At 72.2% G+C, this 17,108-nt stretch carries 9 protein-coding genes; 3 read left to right on the top strand and 6 right to left on the bottom strand.

Annotated features, from left to right (window positions below; all coding sequences use genetic code 11):
- Window positions 1-2: 2 nt before the first annotated feature.
- A complete protein-coding gene (locus tag J2S57_RS28840) occupies window positions 3-2,723 on the bottom strand; it encodes an FAD/NAD(P)-binding protein (RefSeq protein WP_307248818.1) in 2,721 nt (906 codons plus the stop codon).
- A 249-nt stretch (window positions 2,724-2,972) separates the two neighbouring features.
- Here J2S57_RS28840 and J2S57_RS28835 point away from each other — a divergent pair, with 249 nt between their 5' ends.
- From J2S57_RS28835 to J2S57_RS28825, 3 genes are all read left to right on the top strand, one after another.
- Window positions 2,973-6,221 (top strand): P-loop NTPase fold protein, encoded by a 3,249-nt coding sequence (locus J2S57_RS28835; RefSeq protein WP_307248816.1) that lies wholly within the window; start codon window positions 2,973-2,975, stop codon window positions 6,219-6,221.
- A 145-nt stretch (window positions 6,222-6,366) separates the two neighbouring features.
- Complete coding sequence (locus J2S57_RS28830; RefSeq protein WP_307248814.1) at window positions 6,367-7,956, top strand: IPT/TIG domain-containing protein; 1,590 nt, start codon at window positions 6,367-6,369, stop codon at window positions 7,954-7,956.
- A 110-nt stretch (window positions 7,957-8,066) separates the two neighbouring features.
- Complete coding sequence (locus J2S57_RS28825) at window positions 8,067-10,277, top strand: putative bifunctional diguanylate cyclase/phosphodiesterase (RefSeq protein ID WP_307248812.1); 2,211 nt, start codon at window positions 8,067-8,069, stop codon at window positions 10,275-10,277.
- An 11-nt stretch (window positions 10,278-10,288) separates the two neighbouring features.
- On the opposite strand, the gene J2S57_RS28820 is transcribed toward J2S57_RS28825, so the two are convergent.
- From J2S57_RS28820 to J2S57_RS28800, 5 genes are all read right to left on the bottom strand, one after another.
- Window positions 10,289-10,885, bottom strand: coding sequence for a hypothetical protein (locus J2S57_RS28820; RefSeq protein ID WP_307248810.1), 597 nt, complete (start codon window positions 10,883-10,885; stop codon window positions 10,289-10,291).
- A 130-nt stretch (window positions 10,886-11,015) separates the two neighbouring features.
- Window positions 11,016-12,275, bottom strand: coding sequence for an ABC transporter substrate-binding protein (locus J2S57_RS28815; protein ID WP_307248808.1), 1,260 nt, complete (start codon window positions 12,273-12,275; stop codon window positions 11,016-11,018).
- Window positions 12,276-12,300: 25 nt separating this feature from the next.
- Window positions 12,301-15,171 carry an alpha-L-rhamnosidase gene (locus J2S57_RS28810; RefSeq protein WP_307248806.1) on the bottom strand — a complete coding sequence of 957 codons (2,871 nt, stop codon included), beginning with the start codon at window positions 15,169-15,171 and terminating at the stop codon, window positions 12,301-12,303.
- Window positions 15,168-15,989, bottom strand: coding sequence for a carbohydrate ABC transporter permease (locus J2S57_RS28805; protein ID WP_307248805.1), 822 nt, complete (start codon window positions 15,987-15,989; stop codon window positions 15,168-15,170). The genes J2S57_RS28810 and J2S57_RS28805 overlap by 4 nt, the downstream gene beginning before the upstream one ends.
- On the bottom strand, window positions 15,986-16,909 hold the full coding sequence (locus J2S57_RS28800; RefSeq protein WP_307248802.1) for a carbohydrate ABC transporter permease: 924 nt from the start codon (window positions 16,907-16,909) through the stop codon (window positions 15,986-15,988). Before J2S57_RS28800 ends, J2S57_RS28805 begins: the two co-directional genes overlap by 4 nt.
- Window positions 16,910-17,108 lie beyond the last annotated feature (199 nt).

Below are 17,108 nucleotides of genomic sequence, written 5' to 3'. Positions count from 1 at the left end.
ATTTAGCAACGGTGACGCGAGGGGCGCGCCGCCAGGAGCTGTTCGGCCCGTTCCTGGTGCCCGTCCTGCACCAGCGCGTGGATGAGCGTGTCCTGGAAGACCTCGCGCTGCGCCGCCGACCCGGCGATCTGGTCGAGCTTCGGGTACAGGTCCTCGAGGATCGGCCAGGCGTCCGCCCAGCGCTGCTGCACCACCGCCGTCAGCGCCTCGCACGCCGTCACGATCAGCGTGTGCATCGACGCCTCGGACGAGCCCAGCGCGTGCTCCCGCAACTGTGCCAGCCCGTCCGCGTCGTCGTCCGCCGTCAGCGCGATCGCCGAGTACAACGCGATGAACGGCGTCTGCGGCCGCTTGAGCAGGTCGTCACCGATCGCCGCGATCACCGGCGCGGCGGGCGGCGGCTGGTCACCCACGAGCCGCCAGCGCCACAGCAGCGACGCCGAGTCGATCAGCGCGCGCACTCCGGTCACGGCGGGCGGGGCCAGGTGCTGGGCGTAGCGCCGGCGCACCGCCTCGAGATCACCGATGGCCAGCTCGTGAAGCGCCGCGTGCCAGGCGAAGTGCGCCCGGTACCCCGCCGAGCGCCCGGTCTCGCCGACCCAGTGGTCCAGCCAGACGCGTCCTTCGTCGTGCTGACCGGTCTCGTACATGACGTGGGTCTGCGCGTGCACCGCGTGCCCCGACGACGGCTCGCAGGCCAGCGCGCTCTCGGCCAGCAGCGCCGCCTCCTCGAACCGCGACTGCTCCTGCCGCGTGAAGGCCAGCAGCGAGATGTACCACCAGTGATCGCCGTACGCCGGTGCCAGCCCCTCGACCAGCGCCCACGCCTCCTGCTGCAGGTCGGTGACCCCCGAGAACGCGATCGTGGGCACCGCCGCCGACACCGCCAGCACGTCGCGCGGATACGCCGCGATGTGCGCGATCAGCGCCTGCGCCCCGGAGTGCCGCACGTCGCTGACCCGGCGCGCGATGACGTCCACGAAACTGCGCTCGCGGTGGTCGCCCTTGACCGTGATCGCGCGCTGGGCCTCGGCCAGGGCGGCGTCGACGTCCACCCGCTCGACGACGGCCCCGGCCTCGTGCCCGAGCATGGCCAGGGCGGCGTGGGCGAGCGCGAAGTCCGGGTCGTGCCCGATCGCCTCGCGCAGCAGGTCGTCGGCCCCGGCTTGCAGCCGCATGACCCGCTCGAGCCCGACGTTGAAGCTGGCCGCGGCCTCGGCGGTGGTGGACAGCGGCAGCCCGAGCAGGTCGCGGGGACGGGCGACGGGGTGGTGCCCGCTGACGATGCGGCCGTCGGCGAGGCGGCGCGGCAGCGGGGCCAGCGTGTCGAGCAGCGTGGTGGCCAGGGCCAGCGCCTGGGTGCGGATCTCGGGGACGGCGGTGGTCTCCCAGAGCTCGCCGCGGCGCAGGGCCCCGAGGGTCCACAGCGGGGCCTCGGGGCTGCCGGCCGAGTCGATGAGCCGGCCGCCGACGGTGCGCAGGCCCATGCCGCCGGTGGCGACCGTGGCCGAGGCGACGCCGTGCACGGGGGTGAGAAGGTCGTCGAGCAGCGGGTTGCCGAGCTCGCGGATGTCGGTGCGGGGACCCGTGCAGTTCACGACCCAGCCGACCTCGCGGGTGCTGCCGTCGGTGAGCGTGACCCGCAGGCCGCCGCGTGGCAGGGGCTCGGCGTCGGCGACGGTGGCGCCGGAGTGCAGGTGCAGCCTGCCCGCCGCGCGCAGCGCGTTGAGCTTGTCGGCGCTGGGCACGGGCATGCGGTGACGCAGCACGTTCCAGTACCCGGAGTACTCACGGACGAACGTCAGCCGGTCCTCGTCGCTCATCCGGCCCCACAGGTTCTGCACCTGCACCCGCAGGCCGTCGAGGGCGGGACGCCAGTCGCCGGTCGCGCGGACCACGTCGGTGAAGTGCTTCTGGACGCGCCCCCGCAGCTCCTCGACGGAGACGCCCCAGTCCGAGACGTCGGGGATCGTGGGCAGTTTCGGGCCGCGGGCGTGGGTGCGGGGGAGGCGTCCGCTGCGGGAGACGGCGTGCAGCACGCGGCGCTCGTCGCCCTCGCTGAGCGAGAGCGCGACGTCGACCATGGTCAGGCCGGCGCCGACCATGAGCACGGCCTCGGGGCCGGTGCGGTCGCGGCGGATGACGTCGAGGGCGCCGGGCGCCCAGGGGTCGGGGACGAAGAACGGCGAGTCCCGGAGGGCGCCCGGGGCCCAGTCCCAGCCGGCGGCGGGCAGGCCGGTGGCGACGACGACGGCGTCGGCGCGGAAGCGGCGGCCGCCGGCCGTGGTGACGAGAGCACCGGCGCCGGAGCGCCGCACGGTGACGGCCTGCTGCTGCACGTGCCGCAGGTTCACCAGGTCGCCCGCGGCCTGCAGCGACTCGGTGAGCAGCTGGCGCACGTAGCGGGAGAACTCGCGGCGGCCGGTGAAGTCGTAGGGGTGGGTGGGCCTGTCCGGGTCGTCGGCGGCGCGCCAGGCCACGAAGTGCCCGGGTTCCTCGGGCAGGGCGCTCATGCCGCTGGCGGGGACGTTGAGCAGGTGCTTGTCCTCGGGGGTGCCGAAGGCGACGCCGCGTCCGAGGAGGTCGTTGGGCTCGAGCACGACGATGTCGATGCCGGTGGAGCGGCGCGCGGCCAGGCGCGCGAGGTGCAGGGTGACGAGGGTGCCCGCCACGCCTCCGCCCGCGATCAGGATGGTCGGTCGTGCTGCCCGGTCGGCCGGCATGTCCTGCTCCTCGTTGCCTGGTGCGTCAAAGCTGAGTTTCTAGATTAACAAGCTCTAGTTTGCGGGGAACCGTGCGTTCGGCGGTGCCGTGAGGCGAACGGTAGAGCGTGGGGACGCGTCGGGGCCAGGTGGTGCCCGGCTCACGTTCGTGCTGGCCAAGTGGGGGTTTGGGGACTCCCAAGGGCAGGTTGGGAGATCTGGCGTCCGGGGGCGCCGGGAACCGTGACAATGCGGGGGTGCGGTTGGGTCATGACGGGGGCCATGACCCGGGTGAAGGGGCTGCGGGAGCGGGGGATCGCGGTGGGCGAGGGTGGGGTACGTGCGCAGGTGCTGGGCACGGTCGGGGACACGCTGTTCCAGGTCGCGGTCGGCCCGGGATCCGCCGGGGTCCGGGTGGACGCCTACGTGGTGCCGCTGCGGGACGGACGGCCCGGTGACTTCGGCCGCCGGCTGCGGAGTGTCTTCCCGAACGCCTCGTGGGACCAGTCGTTCGGGCGGGTCCGGGTGCTGCGGCCCGCCGCGATGGCGGGCGGGCCGGCGGCGAGCAGCCCGTACATCTACTTCGTGACGCTGCGGGATCCGGGCGAGCGGGGCGGGGACCGGGCGCTGGAGAACGTGGTCCCGGCGGTGCGGGAGGTGCTGCGCGTGGCCGGCACGGCCGGGTGCCGCTCCATCGCGGTCCCGGTGGACTGGGAGGCCCTCGCCGGCCTGCCCGTGGAGCCGGCCGCGAGCCTGGTGCCGGCTCTGCGGGCGGCCGCCGAGCAGGCGGAGATACCGGAGCGGGTCGTGCTGGTGATGCGGTCCGGCATCGAGGAACAGATGGTCCGCGACGCCTGGGGCGAGCCCGAGCAACGGCGGGAGGTACAACTGTCGCCCGGGGCTCGCTCGTTGCTGGAAGAGGCGCGGCGGGCCACGGGAGTGGCTGGGCCTCTGCGGATCCTCAGGGTGTTCCTGGAACGGGAGCCCGCCGGTGCGGACGGGTTCGACGTGGTTCTGGCGAGCCTGGTCCGCCACCGGATGCCCGATGTCGCGGACGGTCTGCGGCGGCTGGGCAGGCTGGCTCAGAGGGAGGGGGCCGAGGCCCCCTACCGGACCGCTGAACTCCTCGTCACCGCCGAGCGCCTGGCCGTCGCCGAGGGGGTCAGTGACCAGGTGCACCGACGGCACCTCCTGATGGTGCTTCTCTCCCCGCCCCTGGGTGACGACGTGCCCGGCGCCCTGGGCCTGTCCGCGGCGGACCTGACCGACTGCCTGGCCGAGGCCCTGAGTCTGGCGTCCCGGCAGCGCTCGGCCGGGGACTGGCGGCTCTGGCTCAACGACACCCTGGGACACCGGTCGGACGATCCGGAACCGCCGGGTCGCGCACGCGTCCTGGCCGGCGGCTTCAGCTCCGACCTGGTCGACCCGCGTGTCGGGATCCCGCTGTCGCAGGACCATCTCGGCCGCGGCGTGTACGCCGAGATGCTTGCGACCCTGATCGCCGACCGTAAGACGCCGACCCCGCTGTCGGTGGGGCTGTTCGGTCCGTGGGGCTCGGGCAAGAGCACGTTCATGGGGTTGCTGCGGCGCCAGATCGACGACCGCTCCGCTCTCGGCGGCACCTACCTGCCGAACGTCGTGCAGATCGGTTTCAACGCCTGGACCTACGCCGACACCAACCTCTGGGCCAGCCTGGGGGACGAGATCTTCCGTCGGCTCGCCGACATCGACGGCCGCGAGCGCGCCCGGCAGGAGGAGCTGACCCGGGTCCTGCGGCGCGAGCTCGACTCCAGCGGCGAGCGCACCGGGGAGCTGACACGGGCCCAGGAGGCCGCGGCCCGGCGGACCCGGGAACTGCTCGAGGAACTGGACCGGCTCCGGGGCGTCCGCCGCGGCCTGCTGGAGGCGCTGGTCCGGGCCACCGACGCGGAGCTGGCGGGGGACTGGAAGCGGCTGGGCGTGCAGGACCAGGGCGAGCAGGTGCAGGTCGTGGCCGAGCAGCTGCGCGGCACGGTGTCGGGCGCGATCACTCTGTACCGGACCCTCCAGGGACGGAGGGGCTGGGCGCTGGGAGCCGTGCTCACCGCGTCCGCCGTCGTGCTTCTCGTGGGCCTGGTGAGCGCCGGGGCGGTGCAGGAGTGGAGCCGGTTCGTGGGCCTGGCCGGACTGCTGGCGGGGGCCGCCACCGTGGTGCGGTGGCTGGCGGGGGCGCGGGCGGCGATGGCCCGGGTGACCCGGGTGGTGCGGCAGTTCGACGAGGCCCGGGATCCGGTCACCCAGGAACGGATCGAGGAGGCGCTGGCCGGGATCCACGCGGCGCAGGCCCGCGAGCGGGCGCTGCGCGCGCAGTACGACGAGGAACTGGCCCGAGCGGGGGAGCTGCGGCGTGAGCTCGAGGAGCTGTCGCCCGGGCGTCGCCTGTACGCGTTCCTGGCCGAGCGGGCCGGCAGCGACGACTACCGCGGCAGCCTGGGGCTGATCTCGGTGATCCGGCGGGACCTGGAGAAACTGTCCGGGCTGATGAGCGCCTGGCCGCAGGAGCACGGTGGGCAGGAGCGGCCGATCGACCGGATCGTGCTCTACATCGACGATCTCGACCGGTGTGCCCCGGCGCAGGTGGTCGCGGTGCTGGAGGCCGTGCATCTTCTGCTGGCGCTGGACCTGTTCGTGGTGGTGCTGGGTGTGGACCCGCAGTGGCTGGTGCGGTCGTTGCGCACCGGGCACCGGGCGCTGCTGGGGGACCAGGCGCCGGACGACTACCTGAAGAAGATCTTCAACATTCCGTTCGTGCTGCCGGCGGTGGCGCCGGAGGGGTTCCGGGCGATGATCGAGCACCTGTCCGGGCCGTCCGCGGTGCCGGGGGCGGTCACGGTGGAGGCGGGCGAGGACCCGGCGCCCCTCGCGGACGAGGGGGCGGGGCCGTTGGTGCAGGCCGGGTCGGCGGCGTCGCGGGTGCGCCGGCGCGAGCGGGTGGATCCGGAGCCACTGGGCGTGGAGGAACGCGAGGTGCTCTCGGCCCAGGCGCCTCTGGTGCGGCAGCCGCGGGAGATCAAGCGCCTGCACAACCTGTACCGGATGCTGCGCTCCACCCAGGACCTCAGCCCGGCCTCCAGTTTCATCGGTGGGCCGGGCGAGCCCGGGCAGTTCCGGGCGGTCGCCGTCCTGCTGGGCCTGCTGTCGGCGGCCCCGGAGCACCTGCACGCCCTGCTGTTCGCACCGCCCGGACCGCAGCGACGGGGCGGGATCTGCCGGCGCGCGCCCGGACCCGAGAGCTGGGAGGAGACCCTGGCCGGGCTCGAGCCCCGGCGGGTCGACGGCACGTGGGTCAACGACGTGGCCGCGGGGCTCGACGCCGGGGCCTGCCGGGACTGGGCCGACCTGGTGCGCGCGGCCCGCCAGGTGCCCGGGCCGGTCGAGCTCGCCGCCTTCCGGATCTGGGGCCCGCACATCGCCCGGTTCACGTTCGGCCCATCCGAGGGGCCTGTTTTCACCCGCCCGGGCGCCGAAACCTCTGCCTGAGCTCTGTTTTGCCTCAGCACTTCACTCGTCCAGCCGTTCACGGAAATGCACTCGATGATCACTATTGGTGATCGGTAGTGGTTCGACCGGCTACCGGGGGAAGTCCTCGGGGGAAGCCGCTGACGGTGACGAAAGGTTGCGTACTTTGACCTCCGACCTCGTGGATTCCTTCGCCACCTCGCAGGACGCGCTCGACCGGCTTCCCGGGGCCCGTGAGGGTGGGCAGGCCGGTGAGAGGGCCGACGAGAAGGACGAGCACCACGGCAAGCGCGGCACCTTCACCGTCGCCGGGTCCAACGAGCAGCCGGCCGTGGGCAACTCGGCCCTGACCCTGAACAGCCGCATCCCGCTGGGGATGAACGCCAGCGAGTTCCGGCTCAACCGGTTCATCGTCACGCACAACGGGTTCCGCAACATCATCCCGACCTGGAGCAGCAGCAACCGGATGAAGGTGGCGCTGCCGGCCGGTGAGGGCGGCACCGACGCCACGCTCGAGATCCGCCGCGACGGGCAGGTCGTCGGCGTCGTCACCGTCTCGTACCTGGGCAAGGTCACCAACGCCACCTGGGTGACCGACCCGGCCCACGGCGAGCGCTCCGGCACGATCATCGGCACCGGCCTGTCCCGCACCCAGAACTGGCGCCTGACCTCCCCGGACGGCGAGAACACGCTCGAGCTGCCGTTCGTCGGGTTCCGCGAGGACCTCGACAACGCGGTGCGCGGCGGCGTGTTCGTGGCCCGCGACAGCCAGGTCTTCGTGAACCTGCCCGCCGACGTCCCGGGCCGCCCCGGCACCTGGAAGGTCGAGTTCGACCCGATCGACGGCTCGTCGTTCGCGCCGCTGTCCCCGGCGTCCAAGCTCGACGTGATCTACCTGGCGCCGCGGGTGTCCCGGCTCTCGGGCAGCGGCGTCAGCACCGAGGGCGGCACCGAGATCACCATCCACGGGAGCAACCTCGGCTCGGTCAACATCAACCGCCCCGGCGCGGTGCTGCTGCGCCCGGAGGACGGCGGCGAGGACGTGCCCTGCCGCGTCACCTCGGTGCGCCAGACCGCGGTCGTGTGCGTCGTGCCGGCCCTGACCGCCGGCCCGCACCGCGTCGTGCTGCGCACCGGCATGGGCGAGACCGACGACGGCCTGCCCCGCGAGGGCCTGATGGCCGTCACCCCGGTGCCCGGCCGCAGCCAGACCAAGGAGATCCTCGGCATCGGCGGGCCGGTCGTCCTGCGCACCACCGACGTGGGCATCAGCACCGCCGACATGATCGGGCGCAAGGTGACCGCCCGCGTCGAGGAACGCCCGCTGCCCCTGAAGTGGCTGAGCGAGACCACCGTGCAGGCCACCCTCCCACCCGGCCCGCCCGGATCCGTCGCCCAGATCGTGCTCTCGCGCCACGGTGTCGCGTCCCCGCCGATCCCGGTCAGCTACGCGGCCGCGATCACCGCGACGAGCCGCACCGTCCTGCCCACGGCCGGCGGCACGGTCCGCTTCACCGGGGTGGGCCTGAGCGGCGACTGGCGGCTGCACCCGGTCGCCGCCGGCGACGACACCGGCCGCGACGTCCCCCTGACCGACATCACCCTGGACGAGAAGGGACGCTCCGCCACCGTCGACCTCCCTCCCCTCCCGCAGGGCGTCTACCAGGTCGTGTTCACCCCCGACCAGCACACCTTCAAGGACGCCGTGAGCGTGTTCACCAGCAAGACGATCGTCGCCTACAGCGATTTCGGATAAACCCCTCGGAACCCGTGGACCGGGCCCGGGACTGCACCCCCGGGCCTGGTCCACGTCAAGTTCCCGCCCCCGTCCGCCGATAGCTTGCGACGGCGGCGGAAGGGGGATCCATGCGCGCGGTGCGCACGGTGTGTGCTGCCGTCGTCGCGACCCTGCTCGCCTACTGCGTCCTGGTCGCGCTCAGCGAGGCCGGGCGCGTGAGCCTCGGCTCCTTCGCCCTGGTCGTGCTCCCGCAGGGCGTCTTCGCCGGATCCGCCCTGGTCTGCGGCCTGCGCGCGGCCCTGGTCCCCGGCGACCGCCTGGCCTGGGCCTTCTTCTCCGCCGGCCTGGGCTCGTACTCCCTGGGCACCCTGTTGTGGCAGCTGGTCTACGAGCCCCGCGCGGACACGCCCTACCCGAGCCTGTCCGACGGGCTCTGGCTCGGCCTGGCCCCGCTGTCGATGATCGGCATCTGGCTGATGGTGCGCGCCCGGCTCGGGCGCCGCGTCTCCCTCCTGCTGGACGGCCTGGTCGCCGGCCTGGGCGTCGCCTCGGTCGCCGCCCTGATCTTCTTCCCGACCATCGAGCGGGCCGCCACCCAGGGCACTCTCGCCGAGATCGTCACCAACTTCGCCTACCCGCTCGTCGACCTCGGCCTGGCCGCGGCCGCGGTCGGCGCCATGGTCGCGCTCGCCGCCTGGCGGCAGCCGGCCTGGGTGATGCTCGCCGCCGGCTTCCTCGTCTTCGCCGTGGCCGACACCTGGTACCTGCTGCTCCTGGTCGACGGCACCTTCTACCACGGCGGCTGGAACGACGCCTCGTACCTGGTCGCCGACGCCTTCATCGCCCTCGCCGCGGTGCGGCCCACGGCCGTCGAGCCCCAGCAGCCCCGGGTGCGCGGCCGGGAGTTCCTGATCCCCGTGCTCAGCGGCCTGCCGCCCGTCGCCGTCCTGGCCCTCGGCTCACTGGCCAGCGCACCTCTCGCCGTCGTCCTGGCCCTGGCCTCCCTGACCGCGCTCGCCGTCCGCACCGCCCTGGCCATGCGCGAGGTCGTCGCGCTGTCCGACCAGCGCCGCCTGGCCCGCACCGACAGCCTCACCGGCCTGCCCAACCGCCGCGCCCTGTACGACCTGCTCGAGGAGGGCACCGAGTCCGGCTCCGTCATGATCATCGACCTCGACCGGTTCAAGGAGATCAACGACGCCCTCGGTCACCAGGTCGGTGACGAGCTCCTGCGTCAGGTCGCCGCCCGGTTCAGCGACCGGGTGCCCGGGACCGGGGTCATCGCCCGCCTGGGCGGCGACGAGTTCGCCATCTACCTGCCCGGCGCCAGTCGCGACGAGGCCGCCCGGGTCGCCGCCGACCTGACCGCGGCCCTGGAGGAACCCTTCACGATCACCGGCACCCTGCTGCACGTCGGCGCCAGCATGGGCATCACCGCGATCGCCGCCGGCACCCAGGTCGGCCGCGCCCTGGCCGAGGCCGACATGGCCATGTACCGGGCCAAGACCGCCCGCAGCGGGTTCGAGGTCTACGACGACACCCAGCACAGCTCCGCCTGGGACCGCCTGGCCACCGTCGAGGCCCTGCGCCTGGCCCTCGACCGCGGCCGGCTCACCCTCGCGTTCCAGCCGATCGTCGACGCCCACACCCGCCTGCCGCGCTCGGTCGAGGCGCTGGTGCGCTGGACCGACGCCGAACGCGGCTTCGTGCCGCCCGACGTGTTCCTGCCCCTGGCCGAGCACGCCGGGCTCATGCCTCAGCTCACCCGCACCGTGCTCGACCTGGCCTTCGAGGAGGCCGCGATCCTGCGGGAACTGGGCCACGACATCGCGGTCTCGGTCAACCTCTCGGCCAGCGACCTGCTCGACGGGCTCCTGGAACAGGAACTGCTCGAGCGCCTGCACGAGCACGCCCTGCCCGTGCACGCCGTCAAGATCGAGATCACCGAGTCACTGCTCGTCGACAGCCACGGCCGCGCCGGCGACTTCCTGCTGGCCGTGCGCGAGGAGGGGTTCGAGCTGCTCGTCGACGACTTCGGCACCGGCTACTCCAGCATGGCCTACCTGCACGACCTGCCGGTCTCGACCCTGAAGATCGACCGCGCCTTCACCAGCCGCCTCAGCACCGACCCGCGCACCGGCGTCATCGTCGACAGCACCATCGAGATGGCCCACCGGCTGGGACTTTCCGTGGTCGCCGAGGGTGTCGAGACCGAGGCCGAACTGGCCTGGCTCCAGGAACACCACTGCGACCTGATCCAGGGCTACCTGATGTCCCGGCCCCTGCCCGCCGCCGACCTGCACACCTGGCTGGCCGCGCAGAAACCGCTGAGCGTCTGAGGCGAGAAGCCCTACGCGTCCGAACCGTTCGCCGCGGGCACGAACTCCCGCGCCAGGTCTTCCTGCATCGCCCGCAGCTGCGCCACCGGCGGCCGCGACCCGTCGATCGTGAAACCCACCCGGTACGAGCTGCCGTCGGCGAACACCTCGACCTCGCCGTCCTCGTTCACGATCGCCTGTTCACCCAGACCGCTCAGCCGCGTCGCGTCACCGCTGCGCACCGCCTGGTCGGCGTACGCCGTGAACGCCTTCACCTGCACACCCTGCGTCTGCGCCACGCTCAGCAGCGTGCCCGGCGGCACCTGCTGCGAGTCCGAGATCCGCCACCAGCACACGTCGCCGTAGAACGAGTCCGGGTCGGGGTCGTACCCGACCTCACCACCCGTCACCGACGTGATCTCCGCGAACGTCAGCAGCGAGCACTGCGGGGTGCCCTCGGCCACGTCCGCCGCCGGATCCGCCGCCACCGGGCTCATCACCGCCGCCACCACGCTCGCGTCACCGGCCGCCGCGCCGTCGACGAGCCCCCGCGTGGCGAGCAGGCCGACACCGAGGAGACCGGTCACCCCGAGGAGTGCGACGAGCGACTTACCGTGCTGCGGAGCCATCGAATTCCCTCGATCTCAGTGGGCGGCGGGGACATTTCGTCACACTTACGCCCGCTGGCGCAAATCGCCCAGGAAACCGACAGGAATCTTCCGGAACTGGTCATCGCCCGGTCACGGGCAGTCGTGAAAACTATTCCCCGGCCGCATAGTCGGCGTCCATCGCCGCGAACATCTCCTTGCCCGTGCTCTGCCCGCTGAAGATCTCCTGCAGCCCGCTCAGCATCGTCTGCTGCACCTTCGGGTTCGGCCACAGCTGGTCCATGAACGGCACCGTCCGGTCACCGGTGATGTACGTCGCCACCTCCTCCAGCGCCGGGTCGACCTTCGCCCCGCTGTCCGGCAGCGCCGGCAGACCGCCCTGTGTCTCCACGAACGTCTTCATCCCCTCCGGCGCCATCACGAAGCTGATGAACTTCAGCGCCAGCTCCCGGTTCGCCGTCTTCGCGTTCACCCCGTACCCCGCCCCCGCGGCCGCCGGGATCAGCACGTCGTCCGCGGAGTCGACCGCCGGCAGCGGCCTGAACGTGAACGACGCGTCCGGGTTCTTCTCCTTCAGCAGCGCCACCACCCAGTTGCCCTGCACGATCCCCAGCGTCCTGCCACTGGCCGCGAGCGCCTGTGACGCCTCGTAACTGGTTCCCAGGCCGTTCTTCTGGAAGCAGCCCGCCTCGTCCATCTGCTGGTACTTCTGCAGGGCCGCCTCCCACGCCGACCCGCTGAACGTGGCCTGACCGGCCGCCATCCTCGTGTCGAACTCCGGGTCGTCCGGGTACAGCGTGCTCGCCACCAGCGAGTACAGCACCAGCTGCGTCACCCAGTTGTCCTGGATCCCCAGCGCGTACGCCGGCGTGCCCTTCGCGGCGGCCGCCTCGCAGAACGGCAGCACCTGCGACCACGTCCCCGGCGCCGTCAGCCCCGACTTCTCCAGCGCCTCCACGTTGTACACGGCCCCGATCGCGTTCAGCCCGTACACCGCGTTGTACGTCCTGCCGTCGTACTGCGTCACCTTCTTCAGCGCCTCCGGGTACTTCCCGGCCCAGGGCTGATCGGAAAGATCGAGCAGGTAACCCGGTTTCGCCAGCACGTAGGTCGCCCCCGGATTGCCGTTGCCCGGCCACACGCTCATCACGTCCGGCGCCGTGCCCGAGGCCAGCTGCGTACGGATCTGCTGCTGGTACTGATCCGCGCTGCTCGTCGTCAGGTTGACCTTCACCCCCGGGTTCGCCGCCTCGAACGCCTTCACCACCGGCTCGATCGAGCCCTGGTCGACGCTCGCCACGCTCAGGGTCGTGCCGCCGGCGTCGTCGTCGGACGCGGCCTTGGTGCCACCCGCGCACGCCGAGAGCAGTAACGCGCTCGTGGTGACGGCGATCAGTGCTCGGTGCTTCATGGTTTCTCCCGCCGGGACGTCGTTGTCAGCTGAGAAGTGCGGTGAAGCTGTAGGTGCCGGATGTCAGTCTGTAGATGCCACTTTCATGAATCAGGGACGCGTCGGTCCCCTCGGTCCTGACGCTCGCCGGGTCGGTGGTCGGGACGGTCAGGACCGCGCTCACCCCGGGCGGGACCGTCACGTCCACCGTGATCCGGCCGCCCTCGAGCGCCCAGCCGCACGCGACCGTGCCCCGGGCCGTCTCCTGACTCGCCCGTGCCCAGGTGAGCCGTCCGCCCGGGGTGGGCCGCAGCTCGAGCTCGGAATAGGCGGTGGAGGCAGCGGTCTGGCCGATCCCCGCGACCCGCCCGAACAGCCAGTCGCCGATGCTGCCCAGGCTGTAGTGGTTGAACGAGTTCATCGACGCCGACTGGAATCCGGCGTGGTCGGTCCATCCGTCCCAGCGTTCCCAGATCGTGGTCGCGCCGTGACGGATCGAGTATCCCCACGACGGGTACTCGTCCTGGTGCAGCAGCGCGTACGCGACGTCGGCGTGCCCGTGCTCGGTGAGCACCGGGCACAGCAGGCTCACCCCGGCGAAGCCCGTGGTGAGCCGGTAGCCGCGGGCCTTCAGGTCGGCGACCAGGTGCCCGACCGCGGCCTCGACGAGGTGCTCGGGCAGCAGCCCGTGCGCGAGGGCCAGCAGGTAGCCGGTCTGGGTCCTGCCGTGCACGGTGCCGTCGGCACCCACGAACGCGTCGGCGAACGCATGGCGGACGCGCCGGTGCAGGTGCCGGTACCGGGTCTCGTTCGCCTCGTCCCCGAGCACCGCCGCGGTGTCGGCCGTGATCTCGACGCTCCGCGCGAAGTAGGCGGTGGCCAGCACCTCCCGCGGGGTGAACGCGTCGACCTGCAGCCAGTCGCCGTACGAGTTGCCGTCGCGGTGGCGCCAGATCAGGTCGGGGTTGTGCCGGTGGACGTGCTCGACCCAGGCCCGCATCGGCCCGAACGCCGTCTCGAGCGTGCGCCGGTCGCCGTACGTGCGCCAGACGTGCCACGGGATGATCACGCCGCCGTCGCCCCAGGCCGGCGCGCCCTCGCGGTCGATGCCCAGGAGCGGCGCGATGTCGCGGAAGGCGCCGTCGTCGTCCTGGCCGTCGAACACGTCGAGCAGCCAGCGGGCGAAGAAGGCCGAGACGTCCGCGTTGCGGCTGGCCGTCGGGGCGAAGATCTGGGCGTCGGCGAGCCAGCCCAGCCGCTCGTCACGCTGGGGACAGTCGGTGGGCACGGACACCCAGTTGCCGCGCTGCCCCCACGCGATGTTCGACTGGAGCTGGTTCACGGTCGGGTCGGAGCACTCGAAGCTGCCGGTCCAGGGGGTGTCGCTGTGGATCACCCGGGCCTCGGCCTCGAACACCCCGTCGAACCCGCTGATCTCGGCGAACCGGAAGCCGTGGACCGTGAACAGCGGCTCGAAGACCTCGGTCGCACCGCCGGCGGCGACGAACGTGTCGACGGCCTCGGCCCGGCGCAGGTTGTCGGTGTAGAGCTCGCCGTCGCTGAGGATCTCGGCGTGCCGCAGCACGATCCGGGTGCCGGGGGCGGCGTCGTGAACGGTCAGCCGGACGCGGCCGACGAGGTTCTGGCCGAAGTCCACGATTCTGGCCGGCTGACGCACCCCACCCATCCGGGGAGACGGACCGCCATCGCCCGCAGGTTGAGCCGGGGGCGGTGCGGGTGCCGGGGGCGGTGTGGGAGCGGGTGCGGGGGCGGGTGCGATGGCCGGGGGAGCGGGCGTGCCGGTGGCCGGTGACAGCGGTGACAGCGGTGACAGCGGCGACAGGGGCGACAGGGGCGACAGTGGCGACAGTGGCGACACCGTCCGTACCACGCGGACCGGCTCGTCGAGCTCCGCCACCAGCGGACCCGGCGGATCCGTCAGCACCGCGACCGGACGGAACCCGCTCCTGCGCCCGCCCCACCCACCCGGTGTGCCCGCGACGTCCGCCGCCTCGTCCACCGCAGCGTCCACGAACCCGGGCGCGTCCCAGCCGGGAACGTGAGCCCGCGCATCCACGTACTCACCCATGAGCAGGTCCGAGAACTGAACGGCCCCGGGCCCTTCGCGCCACGACGAGTCCGAGGCAACGACTCGCCGCGACCCGTCCGCGAACCACAGCACCAGCTGCGCCAGGAACGCCGGCTCGTCCCCGTAGTGCCGCGCCGGACGGCGCGGGTCGAAACCGACGTACCCGCTCCACCAGCCGTCCGCAACCACCGCGCCGATCACGTTCTCGCCGACGACCAGGCCGGGCAGCACGTCATAGGTCTGGTACTGCAACCGGTTCCGGTACTCCGTCCAGCCCGGCGCCAGCTCCGACGAACCGACCCGCGCGCCGTTCAGCCGAGGCTGGTACACCCCGTGCGCCGTCGCGTAGAGCCGCGCCCGCACCGGCGCCCGGTCGAGGGTGAACGAGCGTCGCAGGTACAGCGGCGGCGGCAGCGCGTGCGTGGCCACGGTGCGGTCGTGGTCGACGGGCGGGTCCATCGGTGGTGAGTGCACCGCGTCCCGCGTGATCCAGTGACCCGTGAACCCGGACGGCCGCAGCAGTCCGGCCTCGAACCACGACTGCGCCGACCCGGCCGGGGCACCGGTCTCGTCCCAGACCTCGACCCGCCACGAGTACCGCGTCGAGGGAACGAGTTCCGGGCCGTCCCACTCGATCAGGAGCGTGTCGGACGACTGGCACACACCGGTGTCCCAGACCGGCGAGTCGCCGGTGGACGCCGTGATCCGGTAGGCCGACTGGGCCGCACCCCGCCGGTCACCGCGCAGCTTCCAGGACAGCCGGGGAACCGGGGTGTCGAGGCCGAGGGGCTCGTGGCGCTGTTCGGTCGTGAGTCCGTACGGTGTCATCCCTTGAGTCCTCCGGCGAAACCGTTGATGATGCTGCGCTGCAGTGCGAAGTAGACGAGCAGGATCGGCACGATGCTGATGAGCAGCGCCGCGAAGATGAGGTTCCACTCGGACACGTACTGGCCCACGAAACCGGCCACGGCCACGGGCATCGTCTGCTGCCCGCTGCCGCTGAGATACAGCAGCGGGGTGAAGAAGTCGTTCCAGACGAACACCGCGTTGAGCACCAGCGCGGTCACCGTGATCGGCTTCAGCATGGGAAAGACCACGTGCCGGAACGCCTGCCAGTACCCGCAGCCGTCGATGAGTGCCGCGTCCTCGAAATCCTGGGGCAGGCCCCGGATGAAGCCCACGTACAGGAACGTCGTGAACGGCACCTGCAGCCCGGAGTAGAACAGGATCAGGGCCCAGGCCTGGCCGAGCAGTCCCAGGTCGCGCATCGTCTGGTAGAGCGGCAGGGTGGCCAGCTGGAACGGCAGGACCAGCCCGAGCATGATCAGGGCGAACGTGCCGCGCGACCAGGTGCGGCGCACCCGGGCCAGCGGGTACGCGGCCAGCGCCGAAACCGCCAGCACCAGCAGCACACTCACGCCGGTCACGAGCAGGCTGTTGCCCAGTGCCCCGCCCAGGGCGCCGTCGCGCCAGGCGTCGGTGAAGTTGGCCAGGGTCGGCTCGGTCGTCGGCCGGAGGGGGGACGAGGTGTCGGAGGGAGCGCGGACCGCCAGGTTCACGAGCACGTAGACGGGGAACGCGATGACGACCGCGGCCGCGATCATGGCCAGCTCGAGGGCGAACGTGCGCTTGCGGTAACGGTTCACGAGATCCCTGCCTCCTTCCGTGAGAGCACGGCGTACTGCCCGGCCGAGGCCACCGCCACGATGATCGTCAGCACCACGGCCAGCGCGATGCTGTAGCCGAACTCGCCGAGGGTGAAGGCGTCCTTGTAGATCAGCGTCGAGAGGGTGTCGGTGGCGTGGCCCGGGCCGCCACCGGTCAGGGCCCAGACCTGGTCGAACAGCTTGATCCCGCCGATGATCGACAGCATCAGGTTGATCGTGATCGCCGGGGCCAGAAGCGGTCTGGTGACGTACCAGAAGCGGCGCACCGGCCCGGCCCCGTCGATGGCCGCGGCCTCGGTCACCTCCCGGGGGATCGACTGCAGGCCGGCCACGAAGATCACCATCGAGTAACCGGCGAACTGCCAGACGATCACGGCCACGATCGACCACAGGGCCAGGTCCGGGTCGCCGAGCCAGTTCCGGTCCAGGCCGAACGGGCCGAGCAGGGCGTTGACCGCGCCCTCGGGGCCGAGCAGGTTGCGCCACAGGTACGCGGTGACGATCGGGGTGACCACCGCCGGGGCGAAGAAGAGAACGCGTAAGACGTTGCGGGACCTGATGATCGAATTGACCCCGAGGGCCAGCAGCAGCCCGACGCCGTTCTGGACGACGGTGACGGCGACCGCGATCAGCACGGTGTGGCCGATGGCGGCGCGGGCGTCCGGATCGTCGAACACGTCGCCGAAGTTGCCCAGGCCGACGAACGAGAAGCCGGGGGACAGGCCGTCCCAGTCGGTGAAGGCGTAGTACACCCCCCGGGCGCTGGGGATCAGCACGACGAACGCGAACAGCACGAGCGCCGGCGCCGCGAACCACCAGGGGGGTGCGGCCCGGTGGCGGCGCGTGCGCGGTGGGGTGGCGGGTGCGGCCCGGGGCCGCCGGAGAGGGGTGATCGTCATCGAGTGCCCTTTCCTCTCTGAAAGGTTTCAGTCCGATGCCGGGTCAGCGCGCGTGTCGATGGGGGACGAATGGGTAACGTTTCCCACGCGGATGTGGACGAACGTAGGTTTGCGCCGAGTTGCCCGTCAAGGGCGATCGTCCGGAAGGTCGCTCTCCGTGCGGCGAGCGGTAGGTGAGCGTGGCCCGGGTGCCGGGCCG

The sequence above is a fragment of the Kineosporia succinea genome, from assembly GCF_030811555.1.
Taxonomy (GTDB): domain Bacteria; phylum Actinomycetota; class Actinomycetes; order Actinomycetales; family Kineosporiaceae; genus Kineosporia; species Kineosporia succinea.
This window is presented reverse-complemented; position numbering and strand designations above follow the sequence as displayed.